A 16,332-nucleotide genomic window follows, 5' to 3' on the forward strand; every position below is an offset into this window, starting at 1 on the left:
TAATTGAAAAATAAAATTGGGAAAAGACTTGTAAAAAGTTTTTTAATAATAATTTTAATTACAATTTCAATTATAGATATATTCTTGCTTTTTGCCTTTAGCTCCTACTATTATAACAACATCTCCAAGGAATTAATTCAGAGGATGGAGGTCTCCCTTGAAATATATAGGAGGGACTATTCCGACAAGTCCATTGAAGATTTGATTTACGAAGACAGTGACATCTTCTTGTCTAACACCAATGCAGAGGTTCAAATTCTTGACAAGGACAAGACCCTTTTATCAGATTCCATTGGTAGGTTGGCATCGAAGCCCATAGAAACTTCAGATATCTTGGCAGCTGAAAGGGGAGAGATAAAAACTTGGAGGGGCGAAGAGTCACAAACTGGTGAATCAATAATGTCAGTTGCGGGTCCCATAAAAAACAATGAGGGACAAATAATTGGCTACCTAAGGTTTATATCTTCCATGGAAGAAGTCAAGGCTGCAATTTTTAAAACTATTATAAGTTTACTTATCTTTACATTATTTGTTGCCCTAGTGACAACTATGGTTTCACTCTTGATTTCTAAGTCTATTGTTAGACCAATACTTGAACTTACAGAAGTTGCCAAGACTATGTTAAAGGGCAATTATGAAGAGAAGGCCAAGGTCTTTGAAGATGATGAAATTGGTGAGCTTGCAAAAACCCTTAACGCCATGAGTGATGAAATTATAAATAAGGATAGAATCAAAAATGATTTTATCTCTTCCATTTCTCACGAGCTTAGGACTCCTCTTACATCTATAAAGGGTTGGGCAGTTGTCCTAAAAGACGCAAAGGAAGATGAAAAGGACCTAGTGGAAGATGGTTTAAACATAATAGAAAATGAAGCCGACAGACTTGCAAAGATGGTAGAAGAACTTTTAGACTTCTCAAGATATATATCTGGAAGGATAACTCTCAATAAGGAAATAATTGATATTTCTCAAACTTGCCTTGATATATCTAAGCAAATGAGGCCTCGTGCCAAGTCCAACAACATTGAACTAATAACTGATCTTCCAAAGGAATCAATCCTTATTAACGCAGATGAAAATAGGATTAAGCAGCTGCTAATAAATCTTTTGGATAATGCCATTAAGTTCACTTCAGACAAGGGCTGGGTTAAGTTCCAAATGCTCAAGGAAGATGATAAAGTTCAAATAATGATTTCGGATAATGGTATGGGGATGACTAAGGAAGAACTTGCCCACGTAAAGGAAAAGTTCTATAAGGGCAAGCACTCCAAGAGCCACAGTGGGATTGGTCTATCTATAAGTGATGAAATAACTAAGCTTCATCAAGGAAGCCTTGAAATTTTCTCGGAAGAAAATATTGGAACTACAGTCAAGGTTAGTTTACCTCTTGATATTGATAAAGAAGTAGGTGAAAACAATGATTAAAAAAATAATTTTTTACCTTTCACTATTTTTCCTTGTCCTACTAAGTGGTTGTTCCTTCTTGGCTAATCAGGGGACAAATGTTAAAAGACCAGAAATTGGTCAAGCTCCTATCTATGGCAAGTGGACCATAACTAAATTTATTTCCAACAAGAAGGGCAACCAAGACAACTTTAGGTTTAAGGACATAATAGGAGAAGACCTTTACTTTAGTAACAATTCAGTCCTTCTAGCTAATGACTACATCAAGGATGCTTCCTACAAGACCAAGTATGTTAAACTTTCTGACTACTTGTATGAAAAGTTCAATCTTGATTATAAGAACTTAGGAGTGGAAGACTCTGATGTATTCACCACTTATGTCTTTGATTCAAATTCCAACTCTTCCTTATATTATGAAGTCATAAAGACAAGTGAGAATACAGCTCTCTTGTTTGACAACGGCATTACACTTGAGATAAAACTTGTAGACGACAAGATTGACAATGAGGACTTAAACTCTACTATCTTAGCAAGGAAGGATGAGGTCTTGGCAAAAAGCAACTTGTTTGATCTAAATGGAGACAAGGGATTTTTAATTGGATTTAAGACAAAGGTGGACTCAGATATTCCATCATGGAACTACAAGACCCTTTATCTAAAATTTTCTGATTTGAAATTGGAAAATGTCTACGAGATGAACAACATAATCTTGCCGAGAGATGACAGGTTTTTTGAAGTAAGTGTTCAAAGAGAGTCAAAGGCTGAGGAAACTACAGATAGGTTAATCGCAAAGGAATATAAGACTTCAAATCTTCTCAATAAGGATCCAGAGATTCCAAAAATTGAAACTGAAGAGTTAAGGGATGATAATTCACTAAAAACCATCAACTTTATTACCAACAATTATATAAATGTTGAGAGCTTAGATAGAAATACTAATGAAAAATGTCTTAGGATTTATAATCTCGATAACTTAGAAGATAAAAAGGCCCTAAGTTTTAAGGACTTTATTTCTGAGGATGCCCTAGAGAGTGAAGGCAAAAACATTGAAGCCCTAAAGGAAGATCCATACAACATAGGGATCTATAGAGACAATGGTTTTTGGAAATTAAAGGGAAGAGTTAATTCAGAAAATGGAAGTTTTTCTGATTTTGATTTAAACCTAGTTCTTCCTTACGAGGTTAATAAGTATAACAAAATTAATATTCCAATGGCACAGATTAAAAATTTCAAGTCATCAATCAAGGATGGATTTGTATCTCCTGATAATAATTTTTTAATAACATTGGAAAATAATTATCTAAAAATATATAATATAAGTGAAGGGAAAATTCTTCCTAACCCTATCTTTGAAAGGGAAATTGGAGAAGAAGCTTCCACTATTATGACTGAGTGGGCTACAGGCCGCTACGCAAATATTTGGCAAGATGAACTTTCATCTAATAAATGAGGTGTAAAATGAATAAAATCATGGAATTAGTTGGGGAAAATTCTCTTTACTTGCTCCTAACTCTAGGTGCAATATTAATTGGAGTTGTCCTCACCTTTATAGTAAATTTTGCTGCAAGAGATTTAAAATTTATAAAATACTTACCAGGACTTGCCTTGGTATTTATTGGAACAATATCTCTTTTCATCGTGATCAACAAACTTTTTGATCCAAGCAGCTTAGACAATTTAATTATCTTTGTAGTTGGAGTTTCATCTGGATTAGTGTCTCTAATCTTTGCCCTAATTATAGGCATAGCCACTTCAGATAAAAATCGCTACAAGAAAAATCCAAGAAAGAGATAAAGATAAAAGCTCAAGATAAGAGGCACTTAGGTGCTTCTTTTTTCTTGAGCTTTTTTATTAGGAAGGATATGAAAATACTAAATTTAAAATTTATATATGCTGAGAGCTTGCAACTTAAAAGTGCATAAGCAATGACTAATTAAAAATTAATAGGTGGAGATGTAGTCCTTCATTGATTCAAACTTTTTGTCCCCAATGCCAGGGACATTTTTTATGTCCTCAATAGAGGAGAAGGAATTATTTGCCCTGTAGTCTAATATCTTTTGAGCAGTCTTTTCTCCAACGCCAGGAATTTTTGTTAGCTCGTTTAAGTCTGCTGAGTTAATATTTATCTTTGAAGATGAAGCACTTGATGATGGACTAGAGGCAAGACTAGAAATATTACTTTGGACTTCGCCAACCTTTGGAATGTAAATTTTTTCTTCGTCGTGAAGCTTTGCTGCAAGGTTAATCTTATCGAGGTCTGCATCATCTCTTGCACCACCAGCAAGGTCAAGAGCATCAACGACACGCTTATTTGAGTCAAGCCTAAGTATGCCAGGCTTATTGACAGCTCCTGAGATGTGAACCATAATCTCTTCATTTTCGTCAGAATCCCTTTCTATTGCAAGCTCACTTGACCCTGACTCGAGGACTTTATTCTTATCGGTTACTCCAGAGGTATTAATTTTTAAAAATTCTTTGGCATCATCATCTTCATTATGAGAATCGTAATACTGATAGCCAATGACTAAGAGCAAGACCACTATTATTATGTAGGGAAGGTTATCTTTTTTCAAAAATTTAAAATCCATTTACACCACTCATTTATTACTAATATTATATTTATAAGCTTGTAATACCCTAAACAGATAAATTTTACACAGTTTTCAAATACTAAAAATTATGTTATAATTTATCCATCGAAACGATTTCAAAAAAATTAATATATTTAGGAGGAAAACAATGAAAGTTTATACAACAGATAAGGTAAGAAATCTTGCTCTCGTGGGACATTCTGGCTCCGGAAAGACTAACCTAACAGAGGCTATGTTATTCCAAAGTGGAGCTACAAAAAAGCTTGGAAATGTTTCTAGCAAGAATACAATCTCTGACTTCTCAAAGGAAGAAAGAGAAAGAGGAACATCAATAGCTACATCAATTATTCCTGTTGAATGGAGAAATTATAAAGTAAACATAATAGATACTCCTGGATTTCTTGATTTTGTTGGAGAAGCTCACAGTGCCCTAAGAGCTAGTGAAGCTGCAATTATGGTTATAGATGCAACTAAGGGAATCGAAGTTGGAACAGAAAGAACTTGGAAATACACAGAAAAAATTGGACTTCCAAGAATTATATTTATAAATAAAATTGACGGAGAAAATGTAAACTTTAGAAAGCTAATGGACGAGCTTGAAGCTGCCTTTGGTAAAAAAGTTATTCCTTTCTCTGTACCTATTGGCGAAGGCGAAAACTTTATTGGTGTAACTGATGTAATATTCCAAAAGGGTTACAAGTATGTAAACTCTGCACCACAAGAAGCCGAACTTAACCACGACCAAGTTAAGGCAACTGAAAGAATGTACGAAGAAATTGCAGAAGTAGTTGCAGGTTCTGACGAAGTTCTTATGGAAAAATATTTCTCTGGAGAAAAATTCACAAGAGAAGACCTTCTAAGAGGAGTTACAACAGCCCTACTTGAAGGTGACGCAGTGCCACTACTTGTTGGATCTGGTGAAAAGGGAATAGGCATTGATATTTTACTTAACACTATAGTTAACTATATGCCAGCACCTGATGATGATCGTGCCCACCTTGGATTTAGATATAAAGAAGGAGAAGAAAGAAAGGTTTCAGCAAAGGATCCTTTTGCAGCAGTTGTATTTAAAACTGTATCCGACCCATTCTTAGGAAAAATTTCTATCTTTAAGGTAATTTCTGGTATCTTAACTAAAAACACACCTTTATATAATGTTAATAATGGTGAAAGTGAAAAACTTGGCGGTCTTTTCGTAATGAGAGGTAAGGAACAAATAGAAGTTGACGAAATTTATGCAGGAGATATTGGTGCAACAACAAAACTTGCTGGAACCTTAACTGGCGATACTCTTTGCGATAAAGACCACCTAGTTGAATACAAGAAGTTGAAACACCCAACTCCAGTTTTATATTATGCAATTGAACCTAAAACTAAGGGCGATGAAGAAAAGCTTACTCAATCTCTAAAGAAGATTAGGGACGAAGACCCAACATTTACTATAGAAAGAAATATAGAAACTAAGCAAATGACTATTGGTGGCCAAGGTAAGGTTCAACTTGATGTTATACTTGATAAATTAAAAAACACTTATGGAGTTGAAGTTGAAATTGTTCCATTTATAATCCCTTACAGAGAAACAATTAGAAAGACTGCGAGTGTTCAAGGTAAGCACAAGAAACAATCTGGTGGAGCAGGTCAATACGGTGATGTTTGGATTAGGTTTGAACCTTGTGAAGCTGAATTTGAATTTGGCGAAGAAGTATTTGGCGGAGCAGTTCCTAAGAACTACTTCCCAGCAGTTGAAAAGGGTATCATTGAATCTAAGGAAAAGGGAGTTCTTGCAGGCTATCCTGTTACAAACTTCAAGGCTGTTTTATATGATGGATCCTATCACGATGTAGACTCCAACGAAATGTCTTTCAAGCTTGCTGCAAATCTTGCCTTCAAGAAGGGTATGCAAGAAGCAAGTCCAGTTCTCCTCGAACCGATTATGAAGGTTGAAGTTACAATCCCAGAAGCATATCTTGGGGATGTAATGGGAGATATGAATAAAAGACGTGGAAGAATTCTTGGTATGGACCAACAAAATGACGGCACTCAAGTTCTTATTGCTGAAGCTCCTCAAGCTGAATTATTCACTTACCTAATTGATCTTAGATCACTTACTCAAGGTAGGGGAACTTTCAATATGGAATTTATAAGATACGAAGAAGTTCCACAAAATATTGCAGAAAAAATTATTGCAGAAAGAAAAACTGATAAATAAAATAAATTTTAAATGGTTGGGCATAAATGCTCAACCTTTTTAGTTGAGAAATTTAAAATATTTTATGACTTTAAATTTGAGCTAAAATTAAATAATTATAAAAAATTCATATGAATTAAAATAGTTAAAAAATGGGAACAAATAAGGAAATTATATTTAAAGGATAATTCTATATTTTTATAAATTACAGACAAAATTATTTTATCTAAATCATTCTTACTAAAAATATTATCTATTAGATAATAAAATTGCAAACTGATATAAAATTTTTGAAAAAAGTATTGAAAAACAATATTAAAAGTTTTATACTGTAGGCAAGTAATCTTGTTGCTGAGTAAAGGAGGATAAAAATGAAGAAAATTTTAATGGTAATGTTAGTTTCAATGTTGTTTATATCTTGTAATGTTTTTGCTGAAGAAAACCTTGAAAATAATGCAATTAGTTATGACGAATCTAATGTTACAGTTTTAAGAAGAGCGTCAGAACGTGTTGTTAATTCTAATTTAACTCCAGGTGGTGTATCGTGGCATCAAGCTTTTAAGAGAAACACAAGAATATATATAAGAAATGATAGTGGTGAACCTGTAAGTGTTACTTTAAGAAAAAATGGTAGATTTTATACATCTTTTATAGCCTATAGTGGTTCCACTACAGAGGATTTTAACGATACTGGAGTAGGTTACTTTTCACTAGATTTTAGTTCAAGTTCTGGAAATTTAAGTGGAGTTGTATCAGTTAGGATTTCAGATAATGAGTTTTAGTAATGAAAAATAAAAAAATTATTTCAATTTTTATAGCTTTGATTTTTATGTCATTTATATGTGGGTTTTCTTTTTTAAACTCCAAGAAAGAAAATTATGATTTTAACATAGATATTTGTGATGAAAAACCAGACTATGAAAAAATTATTAATAATTTAAGTTATGATAGTTTGTATAAATATAAGCTAAAAGAAGTTATAGTAAGCAATAAGATTATGGAAGAAAAGGGATTTAAATTTACAACAAATAATGATTCTGATTATTTATTGATATTTGCTAATAAAGATAATGAAAATGTAAATATTGCAATTAGAGTATCTGATGTAAGTTTAAGACTTTCAAGTTCTAAAAAACACAGCAGTTGTGTACTTATTACTGATTCAAAAAATTCTAAAAAAGATTTAGATTTTTCCTCTAATAGTGGTATTCCAAAAGGATCATTTACTATTTTAGAACTAGAACGAGAAAAAGTCGCAAATAAGTAAAAAAGAATTAAATGGCTTTAAAATATCTGTTGGTGAGTTAAAACCCAACAGATATTTTCATTTAAAAAATTTACTATTTTTATGAATCCATTTTTTAACTTTTTAATAAAATAATTAAAGTAATAATTATTTAAAAACAACAAAAAGCATATAGGGTTAAAAGGACACGAAACCAAATACTTTACAAAAGCCCTAGTTTATATTAAACTAGAGATAGTAAAAGATAGTCAGTTTTTTATAATTTAAAAGACAAAGATAGTCAAAGGAATGGTTTTATGTCAAAATTATCCAATTCCATAGAAGATTTTTTAACTGAGTTAATATTTGAATCTGGTGGAGTTGTTGAAATACAAAGATCAAAAATTTCAGACCAATTTAACTGCGCCCCTTCACAAATAAATTACGTTTTGACAACGAGGTTTACCCCCTTTAAGGGCTACTACGTTGAGTCAAGACGAGGTGGCGGCGGTTACATTAGGATTGTAAAAGTTAAAATAGAAGATGATGATGAAAGGCTGGAGAGATTTTTGGACTTCGTAGGGGACTCCATTACAAAAAATAACTCAGATGATCTTTTGGAAGAGCTTGTTAGACTTAAGAAGGTCACTAGAAGGGAAATGGAACTTATGAAGGTGAGCCTATCTGATAGGTCTTTAAGTCAATGCGAAAATAGAAATGAACTGAGGGCAGATTTGTTAAAGAATATGCTCCTTGTCATTTTCAGCTAGGAGGGAAGAAGATGTTGTGCGACAACTGCAAAGAAAGAGAATCAATAATTTCCTACACAAGGATAAATAATGACGAAGTGGAAGAAGTTCATCTCTGCCAAGTTTGTGCTGAAGAAAAATTTAAAAAAGAATTTCAGGGTTATCAAAATATAATTCCTCAACTAGAAAATGCCCTAAAAAATATTTTTAAATTCACTGCCAACTCTTACAATGAGGAGGAAGATGACATAAGGTGTGAGTATTGTGGTAGGAGCCTAAGTGAACTTAAAAACACAGGAGCCTTGGGTTGTCCAAAATGTTATGACTCCTTTGGAAATGAAATTAAGTCTTACCTAAAGGCCCTAAATATAAATTTAAAATACAGGGGAAAAATTCCCAAGAACTCAGAATCCTATATTTACTACAATAGGAAGCTTGAAGACCTTAGGGAAAAGTTGGACCTTGCTATTAGCCTAGAGGAATATGAAAGGGCTGCAGAAATAAGGGACGAGATAAAAACCTTAAAGGAAGATGCCAATGTCTAATATTATTTTGGGAAATAAGGTAAAATTATATAGAAACATTGACGGCAAGAACTTCGTCAACACTATGTCTGATGAAGAATTAAGAGAAAATTTAGAATTTCTTGACCCAATAATAAGAGGAAGGGGTTATGAAAATCTTGATATAGAAAAGATGCCATCTCTTAAGAAGTTAAAACTTATTGAAGAGGGAAGATTTGGCAAGACTTTTGTTGATAAGAAGAATATTGGCTTCTACCAAAAGGATGATGAGCCAGATATTTTGATTAATTCCAGTGAACACCTAGAACTTTCAAAGTTTTCTAGGACTCAGTCCCTTGATGAACTTTACAAGGAAATCTATGACCTGGAAGGAAAGCTTGAAGAAAAAATAAACTTTGCCTTTAGTCCAGAGTATGGCTACTTGACTTCAAGGGTTTTTAATGCAGGAACTGGTTTTAAACCCATAGCCTTTTTGTACCTGCCAGCTCTAAATTATTTTGGGATAAATGAAATTGCCAAGGGTCTATCGAGACTTGGTTACACATTGGGGTCTTACAGGGACAAGTCCAAGAAGGCTCTTGCAAGTATTTACACCCTTTCCTTTGAGTCAAGCTTGACAGAAGAGGAAGGATCTTATATAGAAAAATTAAAACTCATTAGCGAGGAGATTGCTGATGTGGAAAGAGAAAATAGAAAAAAACTTTATCTTGATAATATTATTAGCCTTGAGGACATGGTCAACAGGTCCTACGGTCTACTTGCCAATGCAAGGTTATTGTCGGAAGAAGAGATGATGCAGTCCATGAGCATGATAAACCTTGGGGTTGAACTTTCAATCTTAAAGCCAAATAGGGAATTTGACTTTTACCAAGAAATTATGAAGCTTAGAAATGGACACTTACAAATTGAGAGAGGCTCAATCTTAGACCTTAGGTCGAGAGATATCCTAAGGGCTAACAAGTCGAGATCTCTCATGAAGGAGGTTTTCAAATGAGTATGTTTGGAAAGTTTAGTGAAAAATCACAAAAAGCCATCCTCTTTGCTCAGCAAGAAGCAAGGGAACAGAGGCATTCATATATAGGGTCAGAACACATCCTTCTTGGAATTTTGCGAGAAGGAACAGATGCAGGTGCCCATATACTTTCAAAGCTTGGGATAGATTACAAGAAGGCAAAGGAAACTACTATGGACATAGTTAGCCAGGGTCAAGGTCCAGTGGTGTCAAGCATTGCTTACACTCCAAGGACTAAGAGGATCTTTGAACTTGCCTTTGAAGTTTCAAGAGAAATGGGCGAGAACACAGTGTCAACTGACCACCTTCTCCTTGGTATCCTAAGAGAGGGTCAGGGAGTTGCCATCCTAGTTTTAAAAAGACTAGGCATTGACATAATGAGTCTTGAAAATGATATTTTAAATAATATGGAAGACTATGAAGATTTTGAAGAAGGCGATGAAGCTGGATCAGAAGCTTTAGAAAAATACACAACAAACTTAAATAAAAAGGCAGAAGAAGGAAAAATTGACCCTGTAATTGGAAGGGAAAAGGAAATTAAAAGAGTTATCCAAGTCCTTTCAAGGAGGACAAAAAACAACCCAGTCCTAATTGGAGAGCCAGGTGTTGGTAAAACTGCCATAGCTGAGGGACTTGCTGCAGAAATTGTTGCAGGAAATGTTCCAGAAATTATGAAGGATAAAATTATCCTAACTCTTGATATTTCTCAACTTATTGCTGGAGCAAAATACAGGGGAGACTTTGAAGAGAGATTAAAAAATGTAACTAATGAAGCAAGCAAGAATAAAAATATTATTTTATTCATTGATGAGATGCACGTCATCATTGGGGCAGGGTCAGCTGAAGGGTCTCTTGACGCTTCAAATATTTTAAAGCCTATGCTTACAAGGTCTGTCCTACAAATTATTGGAGCTACAACAATTACAGAATACAGGCAAAAAATTGAAAAGGACTCTGCCTTTGAAAGAAGGCTTATGCCAATAATGGTTGATGAACCAAGCACAGAAGACTCAATTAAAATCATCCAAGGTCTTAAAAAGATTTACGAAGACCACCACAATGTTATTATTCCAGATGAAAGTATTGAAGCAGCTGTAAAATATTCTGACAGGTACCTAAATGATAGGTTCTTGCCAGACAAGGCCATTGACCTCATTGATGAAGCAAGCTCAAAATTAAAAATTGAGTCCTACAAGGTTCCAGAGTTTGAAGAAAAATATAAGCTTGACCTTGAAGACATTGAAGAAAAGAAAAGCCAAGCAGTGAGAGATCAAGACTACGAACTTGCAGCCAACCTTAGAGATGAGCAAAAGCGAGTTGAAAGGGAATTAGAGGATAAGAGAATTGAATTTAGAGAAAAAGAATCCAAAAAGGAAGTTTCTCCAGAGCTTATAGCTGACATAGTTTCAGATTGGTCCAAGGTTCCTGTTACTGAAATGACAGAAGAAGAAACAGAAAAATTAAGAGACCTTGACATCAAATTAAAAGAAGACGTCAAGGGACAAGACCAAGCTGTTGAGGCTCTTGCCAAGGCAATAAAGAGGTCAAGGATTGGACTTAAGGATCCAAACAAGCCAATAGGTTCCTTTATCTTTGTTGGTCCAACTGGTGTTGGTAAGACTTATCTTGCAAAGAGCCTAGCCAAAAACTTATTTGGCAAAGAAGAAAATATGATTAGGTTTGATATGTCTGAATATATGGAGAAATTCACTGTATCAAGACTTGTGGGTTCACCTCCAGGATATGTTGGTTACGACGAAGGTGGAGAGTTAACAGAGGCTGTTAGGACCAACCCGTATTCAGTTATTCTTTTGGATGAAATTGAAAAGGCCCACCCAGATATATTTAACATCCTTCTACAAATTCTTGATGAAGGAAGGCTAACTGACTCCAAGGGAAGGACTGTAAACTTCAAAGACACTGTTATAATTATGACATCCAATGCAGGTGCTAACCTCTTAACTAAGAATTCAGTTTTAGGCTTTTCAACTTCAGATGATTCTGAAAAGAAAAGTGAGTATGACAATATGAAGAAGATTATAGACCAATCCTTAAAGGATATGTTTAAACCAGAATTTTTAAACAGGGTTGATGATGTAGTAGTCTTTAAGGCTCTTGAAAAATCTGAAATCAAAGACATTGTTAAGAATATGCTTGCTAGCCTAAACCTTAGACTTAAGGACATGGGCATCAAGGCAACTTACACAAATAAACTTATCAACTTCTTAGTTGATGAGGGTTATGATAAGGTCTTTGGCGCAAGACCTCTTCAAAGAACTATTACAAAATTAATCGAAGACAAGATTGCCGACGAATTCTTAGATGGAAAGATCAAGGATGGCGATGGGATTTCTGTAGATGTTAAATACAAGAAGGTTCAAATAAAAAAACTTAAAAAGACAAAAAAGGCAAAAGATGAAAAAGAAAATAGTCTATCAATGTAATAAATGCGGCTACATTTCTCATGGATTTTTTGGGAAGTGCCCCAACTGTGGTTCTTGGAATAGCTTAGAAGAAAAGGAAGAGGAGTCCTCATCAGGAAAGACTTCCACAAGGACCAAAAAAGTTAAAAAGGATGCACAAAAATTAAATACTGTTGCAGTTTCTTTAGATGAGAGAGTAAAGACTAGCATAGAAGAATTTAACAGGGTCATGGGTGGGGGAATCGTTCGTGATTCTGTTAGCATCTTGACAGCAAAACCTGGTTCAGGTAAGTCAACTCTTCTTATGCAGGTTGCTAATGACCTTGCCAACAAGGGGATGAGGGTCCTCTATGCATCGGGAGAAGAATCAGAAACACAAATTAAGATGAGAGCAGAGAGGATTCTCAACAAGCTTTCTGAAAATATTTGGGTTTACTCTGTAACTTCACTTAACTCTGTCCTGGACCAAGTTGAAAAAATTGATCCCCAACTTATAATCATAGACTCAATTCAAACCTTTACTCTTGATGAGTTTCCACAAAGACCAGGGACGCCAACACAAACTATGGAGTGCGCCTACAAGATGACAGAAGTTGCCAAAGACATCGAAAAGCCTCGTATGGTTTTCTTAGTTGGTCAAATGACTAAGCAAGATGAGCTTGCAGGTGTGAGAAGCCTTGAGCACTTAGTGGATACTGTCCTCTTAATTGATGGGGACTCATCAGAAGACTTGAGGTCACTTATGACAACAAAGAACAGGTACGGGTCTACAGGTGAAATTGGATTTTTCTCTATGACAGAAAGGGGAATGATTTCAATTGACAATCCATCAGAATATTTTATGACCAAGAGGGCAGTATCAGACCAAGTGCCAGGCTCATCTCTTTCAGTTATAAGAGAGGGAACAAGACCAATAATTCTCGAGACAGAGGCCCTTGCCTCCAAGTCCTTCCTACCTTATCCATCAAGGATTTCTGAATCAGTTAGAAGGGAACACCTAAACACTCTTGTTTCAATTCTTGAAGAGAGGGCAGGTATGACCTTCTTAGACAAAAACATTGTAGTCAAGTCAACTGGTGGCATAAAAGTTAAGGAGCAGGCATCAAACCTTTCAGTAATGGTTTCTATTGTTTCCTCAACTCTTAACAAGCCCGTTGAAGCTAACTCAGTTTTTGTTGCCGACGTGGGACTTACGGGAGAACTAAAAAATGTTCCAAGCCTTGACGTAAGACTTAAAGAAGCAGAGAGAATGGGTTTCAAAAAAGCCTACGTCTCCAAATATTCCAATGTGAAGGAAGAAAATTACAAGGACTTAGAAGTCATTAAGATGTCAAACATCTCCGAAGTCCTAGCAAAAATTTTTAACTTATAAAAATTTAGACAATAAAAAAACTCTTGTTACTTAACTAATAAGTAATAAGAGTTTTTCTTTTGCATTTTTTAAAATTTTAGGCTTCCTTAGTATGTCTTGTAGATGAAATCGCAAGAGCAACTAAAAGTCCAAGGATCATTGGGCATACCCATCCAAGACCAAACTCAGTAAGTGGTAGCTTTGTAAGCATTTCCCCAAATCCACCAAGAAGTCCCTTGCCTTGTAGGACGAATAAGAAACCAAAGGCTAGTGAAACAAGAGAAGGAAGCTTAAAGACTAAGTCGTCTTTAATTTTTTCGTTAAATAGTCCTAGGATGACAATTGTCATTGCACATGGATAAATAATTTCAAGAATCGGTGCAGAAATTTTAATAATTTGTGTAACACCAAGCATTGATATTAAACATGAAACAATGGAACAAAGAACAACAACTCTTTCGTAAGAAATTTTGTTGAAAGTTAAGTCGTTGAAGAAGTTACCAGTTGCAGAAATAAGTCCAATAGCAGTTGTAAGACAAGCAAGTGCAGTAATAATAGCAAGGATGTAAACCCCAATGCCGCCAAGGACTCTATTTGTAATATCAACAAGAAGTAGAGTAGAATCAGTGTCTGCATTATAAATACCAAGGAGTGAAGTTTGAGCTCCAAGATATAAAAGACCTCCGTAAATTAGTGCCAATAAAATTACTGCAATAACACTTGATAAAATAGTTGCCTTAATCTCAACTTTTTGTGAAGAATATCTTCTTGTCTTAACTGCGCTAATAACAACTAGGGCAAACATACAACTAGCAATGGCATCCATTGTTTGGTAGCCATCAGTGATACCCTTTTTGAGGACATTGTTGATCATTGTAGTGTCTGCAACTTCGCCTATTGGAGTGGCAATTCCCTTTATAATTAGAACTGTCATACAAAGTAAAAGTGAAGGAGTAAGAAACTTTCCAACTATGTCAACAACCTTGCTAGGTCTAATACTTAGTAGACAAGCAACAACAAAGAAGACAACAGAGAATAAGTACCTGTTAAAGCACTCGCCAAAGATTGGCAAGATTGCAATTTCGTAAGTAGTGGCAGCAGTTCTTGGAGTTGCCAAGAAGGGCCCGATACATAAAATAATTGCCGTAGACATAACAATTGCAAAAGTCTTGTTAATCCTTGAAGCGAGGACATTAAGGTTACCTTCATACTTAGAAAGGGCTATGATTGCCAGTAGTCCTAAGCCTGCATCTGTAATCGTAAAACCTAAAAATCCTATCCACCATTGGTGACCCGACAACAAACCTAGATAAGGGGGAAAGATTAAGTTACCAGCTCCGAAGAACATTGCGAATAATGCGAAGCCAATAATGAATAAATCTTTCGTCTTGATTTCATTGTTCATCTTTTTACCTCCATAATAATATTTTTTCTATTCTATCACATAGAGAGGCTTTTGGATACACAAATTATTGATTAGATGCAAATATTTTGATAATATCAATATTATTGAAAGGAAGGTTTATATGGATTACAAAGAAGCAGTAGCTTGGCTTGAAAATAGAAACATACCTCTTGGAGAATTTACTCTTGATAACATCAGAGCCCTATTAGAAATTTTTAATAGACCCCAAGATAAATTAAAAATAATTCACATTACAGGAACTAATGGCAAGGGATCAGTTGCAAGTTTCATCACCAATGCCCTCATAGAAAATAATTATTCAGTGGGCAAGTTCACATCACCCTATATAACAAATATTCGTGAAGAGATAGAAGTTAATAGGGAAGTCATAAGCGAAGATGACTTTGCAAAGCTTGCCAGTGAAGTAAGAAAAGAAGTTGAGGAACTTGATAAGAAAGAAATTTTTGTTAGCGGCTTTGAAATTTTAACTTCAATAGCCTATATTTACTTCGCAAGAAAAAACTTGGACTTCGCAGTAATGGAAGTTGGTATGGGAGGACGAGTTGACGCAACCAATGTAATGGAAAAATCCATCCCAGTCTTTTGTCACATAGCTCTTGACCACGCAAACATCTTGGGAGATACCCTAGAGAAGATTGCAAAGGAAAAGGGTGGGATAATAAAAGAAAACTCTCATGTTTTTTCTTATCCACAAGCTGAAGAAGCAAAAGGAAAGTTAAAGAGTCTTGCAAAAGAAAAGTCCTCTAGCTTTAATGACTTTGACTTTGATGAAGTTGAAATAATTTCTTCTAATGAATTTGGAAACAAATTTAACTTTAGAGACTATAAGGACCTAGAGACTTCCCTTGTAGGGGATCACCAAGCATACAATGCAGCCCTTGCCCTTATGGTTTTGGAATATTTAAGAAAAGACTATAAGTTGGATAAGGAAAAAATAAAAGAAGGAATAAAGAGGGCAAAAAACATTGGAAGGATAGAATGTCTTTCAAGAGATCCCCTTATTGTAGTTGACGGGTCCCACAACCTAGACTCCATTGAGGGCATAGAAAAAAGTGTAAAGAAGTTTACCTACAATAAATTAATCTTAGGTTTCTCCCTCTTAAAGGACAAAGACCACAAGCACATCTTAGAAAAAATTGAAGGACTTGCAGATAAGCTTGTCTTGACAGAAATAGATAACGATAGGCGAACAGACATTGATTTGCTAGAAAAGGAATTTAAAGAAATATCAAGTAAAGAAATTTTTGCCATCAAGGACAGGAGAGAAGCAGTAGAAAAAACTCTTGACCTTGCAGGCGAAGGAGATATGATCCTCTGGTGTGGATCTCTCTACCTCATCAAAGACATAAGAAAAATAATTTTAGAAAAGTTAAAATAAAATTGCAAGCAAAAAGCCCCTTGATTACTGTGGTGACCCCATAAAGTTGGACCTAATACCA

Annotated in this window: 14 protein-coding genes; 12 read left to right on the forward strand and 2 right to left on the reverse strand. The window is 34.9% G+C overall.

Annotated elements, in window-relative coordinates; all coding sequences use genetic code 11:
* Window positions 1-3 precede the first annotated feature (3 nt).
* Genes HMPREF1864_RS07925 through HMPREF1864_RS07935 form a run of 3 tightly spaced genes read left to right on the forward strand, consistent with a single transcriptional unit; the run spans window position 4 to window position 3,198 of the window.
* Window positions 4-1,425 (forward strand): sensor histidine kinase, encoded by a 1,422-nt coding sequence (locus tag HMPREF1864_RS07925; RefSeq protein ID WP_062572246.1) that lies wholly within the window; start codon window positions 4-6, stop codon window positions 1,423-1,425.
* Complete coding sequence (locus tag HMPREF1864_RS07930) at window positions 1,418-2,854, forward strand: hypothetical protein (protein ID WP_062572247.1); 1,437 nt, start codon at window positions 1,418-1,420, stop codon at window positions 2,852-2,854. Before HMPREF1864_RS07925 ends, HMPREF1864_RS07930 begins: the two co-directional genes overlap by 8 nt.
* An 8-nt stretch (window positions 2,855-2,862) precedes the next feature.
* Window positions 2,863-3,198, forward strand: a complete 336-nt coding sequence (locus HMPREF1864_RS07935; RefSeq protein ID WP_062572248.1) for a hypothetical protein — start codon at window positions 2,863-2,865, stop codon at window positions 3,196-3,198.
* Between the two features lie 146 nt (window positions 3,199-3,344).
* On the opposite strand, the gene HMPREF1864_RS07940 is transcribed toward HMPREF1864_RS07935, so the two are convergent.
* Window positions 3,345-3,992, reverse strand: a complete 648-nt coding sequence (locus HMPREF1864_RS07940) for a ComEA family DNA-binding protein (RefSeq protein WP_062572249.1) — start codon at window positions 3,990-3,992, stop codon at window positions 3,345-3,347.
* A gap of 151 nt (window positions 3,993-4,143) precedes the next feature.
* Here HMPREF1864_RS07940 and fusA point away from each other — a divergent pair, with 151 nt between their 5' ends.
* From fusA to radA, 8 genes are all read left to right on the forward strand, one after another.
* The gene (gene fusA, locus HMPREF1864_RS07945) at window positions 4,144-6,204 is read left to right on the forward strand and encodes an elongation factor G (RefSeq protein WP_062572250.1); all 2,061 of its coding nucleotides are present in this window, start codon (window positions 4,144-4,146) and stop codon (window positions 6,202-6,204) included.
* A 350-nt stretch (window positions 6,205-6,554) separates the two neighbouring features.
* Complete coding sequence (locus HMPREF1864_RS07950; protein WP_062572251.1) at window positions 6,555-6,965, forward strand: hypothetical protein; 411 nt, start codon at window positions 6,555-6,557, stop codon at window positions 6,963-6,965.
* Window positions 6,966-6,967: 2 nt separating this feature from the next.
* Entirely contained in the window at window positions 6,968-7,450 is a 483-nt protein-coding gene (locus HMPREF1864_RS07955) for a hypothetical protein (protein ID WP_062572252.1), read from the forward strand.
* Window positions 7,451-7,725: 275 nt separating this feature from the next.
* Complete coding sequence (locus tag HMPREF1864_RS07960; protein WP_062572253.1) at window positions 7,726-8,178, forward strand: CtsR family transcriptional regulator; 453 nt, start codon at window positions 7,726-7,728, stop codon at window positions 8,176-8,178.
* A gap of 11 nt (window positions 8,179-8,189) precedes the next feature.
* The gene (locus HMPREF1864_RS07965; protein WP_062572254.1) at window positions 8,190-8,702 is read left to right on the forward strand and encodes a UvrB/UvrC motif-containing protein; all 513 of its coding nucleotides are present in this window, start codon (window positions 8,190-8,192) and stop codon (window positions 8,700-8,702) included.
* Window positions 8,695-9,675: an ATP--guanido phosphotransferase gene (locus HMPREF1864_RS07970; RefSeq protein WP_062572255.1), complete on the forward strand. Its 981-nt coding sequence runs from the start codon at window positions 8,695-8,697 to the stop codon at window positions 9,673-9,675. The genes HMPREF1864_RS07965 and HMPREF1864_RS07970 overlap by 8 nt, the downstream gene beginning before the upstream one ends.
* Complete coding sequence (locus tag HMPREF1864_RS07975) at window positions 9,672-12,137, forward strand: ATP-dependent Clp protease ATP-binding subunit (protein WP_062572256.1); 2,466 nt, start codon at window positions 9,672-9,674, stop codon at window positions 12,135-12,137. The genes HMPREF1864_RS07970 and HMPREF1864_RS07975 overlap by 4 nt, the downstream gene beginning before the upstream one ends.
* Window positions 12,109-13,488 carry a DNA repair protein RadA gene (gene radA / locus HMPREF1864_RS07980; protein ID WP_062572257.1) on the forward strand — a complete coding sequence of 460 codons (1,380 nt, stop codon included), beginning with the start codon at window positions 12,109-12,111 and terminating at the stop codon, window positions 13,486-13,488. Before HMPREF1864_RS07975 ends, radA begins: the two co-directional genes overlap by 29 nt.
* 76 nt (window positions 13,489-13,564) lie before the next feature.
* Here the strand turns inward: radA and brnQ are convergent, their stop codons facing one another.
* On the reverse strand, window positions 13,565-14,872 hold the full coding sequence (gene brnQ / locus HMPREF1864_RS07985; protein ID WP_062572258.1) for a branched-chain amino acid transport system II carrier protein: 1,308 nt from the start codon (window positions 14,870-14,872) through the stop codon (window positions 13,565-13,567).
* A 121-nt stretch (window positions 14,873-14,993) separates the two neighbouring features.
* Here brnQ and HMPREF1864_RS07990 point away from each other — a divergent pair, with 121 nt between their 5' ends.
* Window positions 14,994-16,271, forward strand: coding sequence for a bifunctional folylpolyglutamate synthase/dihydrofolate synthase (locus tag HMPREF1864_RS07990; RefSeq protein WP_062572259.1), 1,278 nt, complete (start codon window positions 14,994-14,996; stop codon window positions 16,269-16,271).
* Window positions 16,272-16,332 lie beyond the last annotated feature (61 nt).

This window comes from Peptoniphilus sp. DNF00840, assembly GCF_001553125.1.
GTDB classification, from domain to species: Bacteria; Bacillota; Clostridia; order Tissierellales; family Peptoniphilaceae; genus Peptoniphilus_A; species Peptoniphilus_A vaginalis.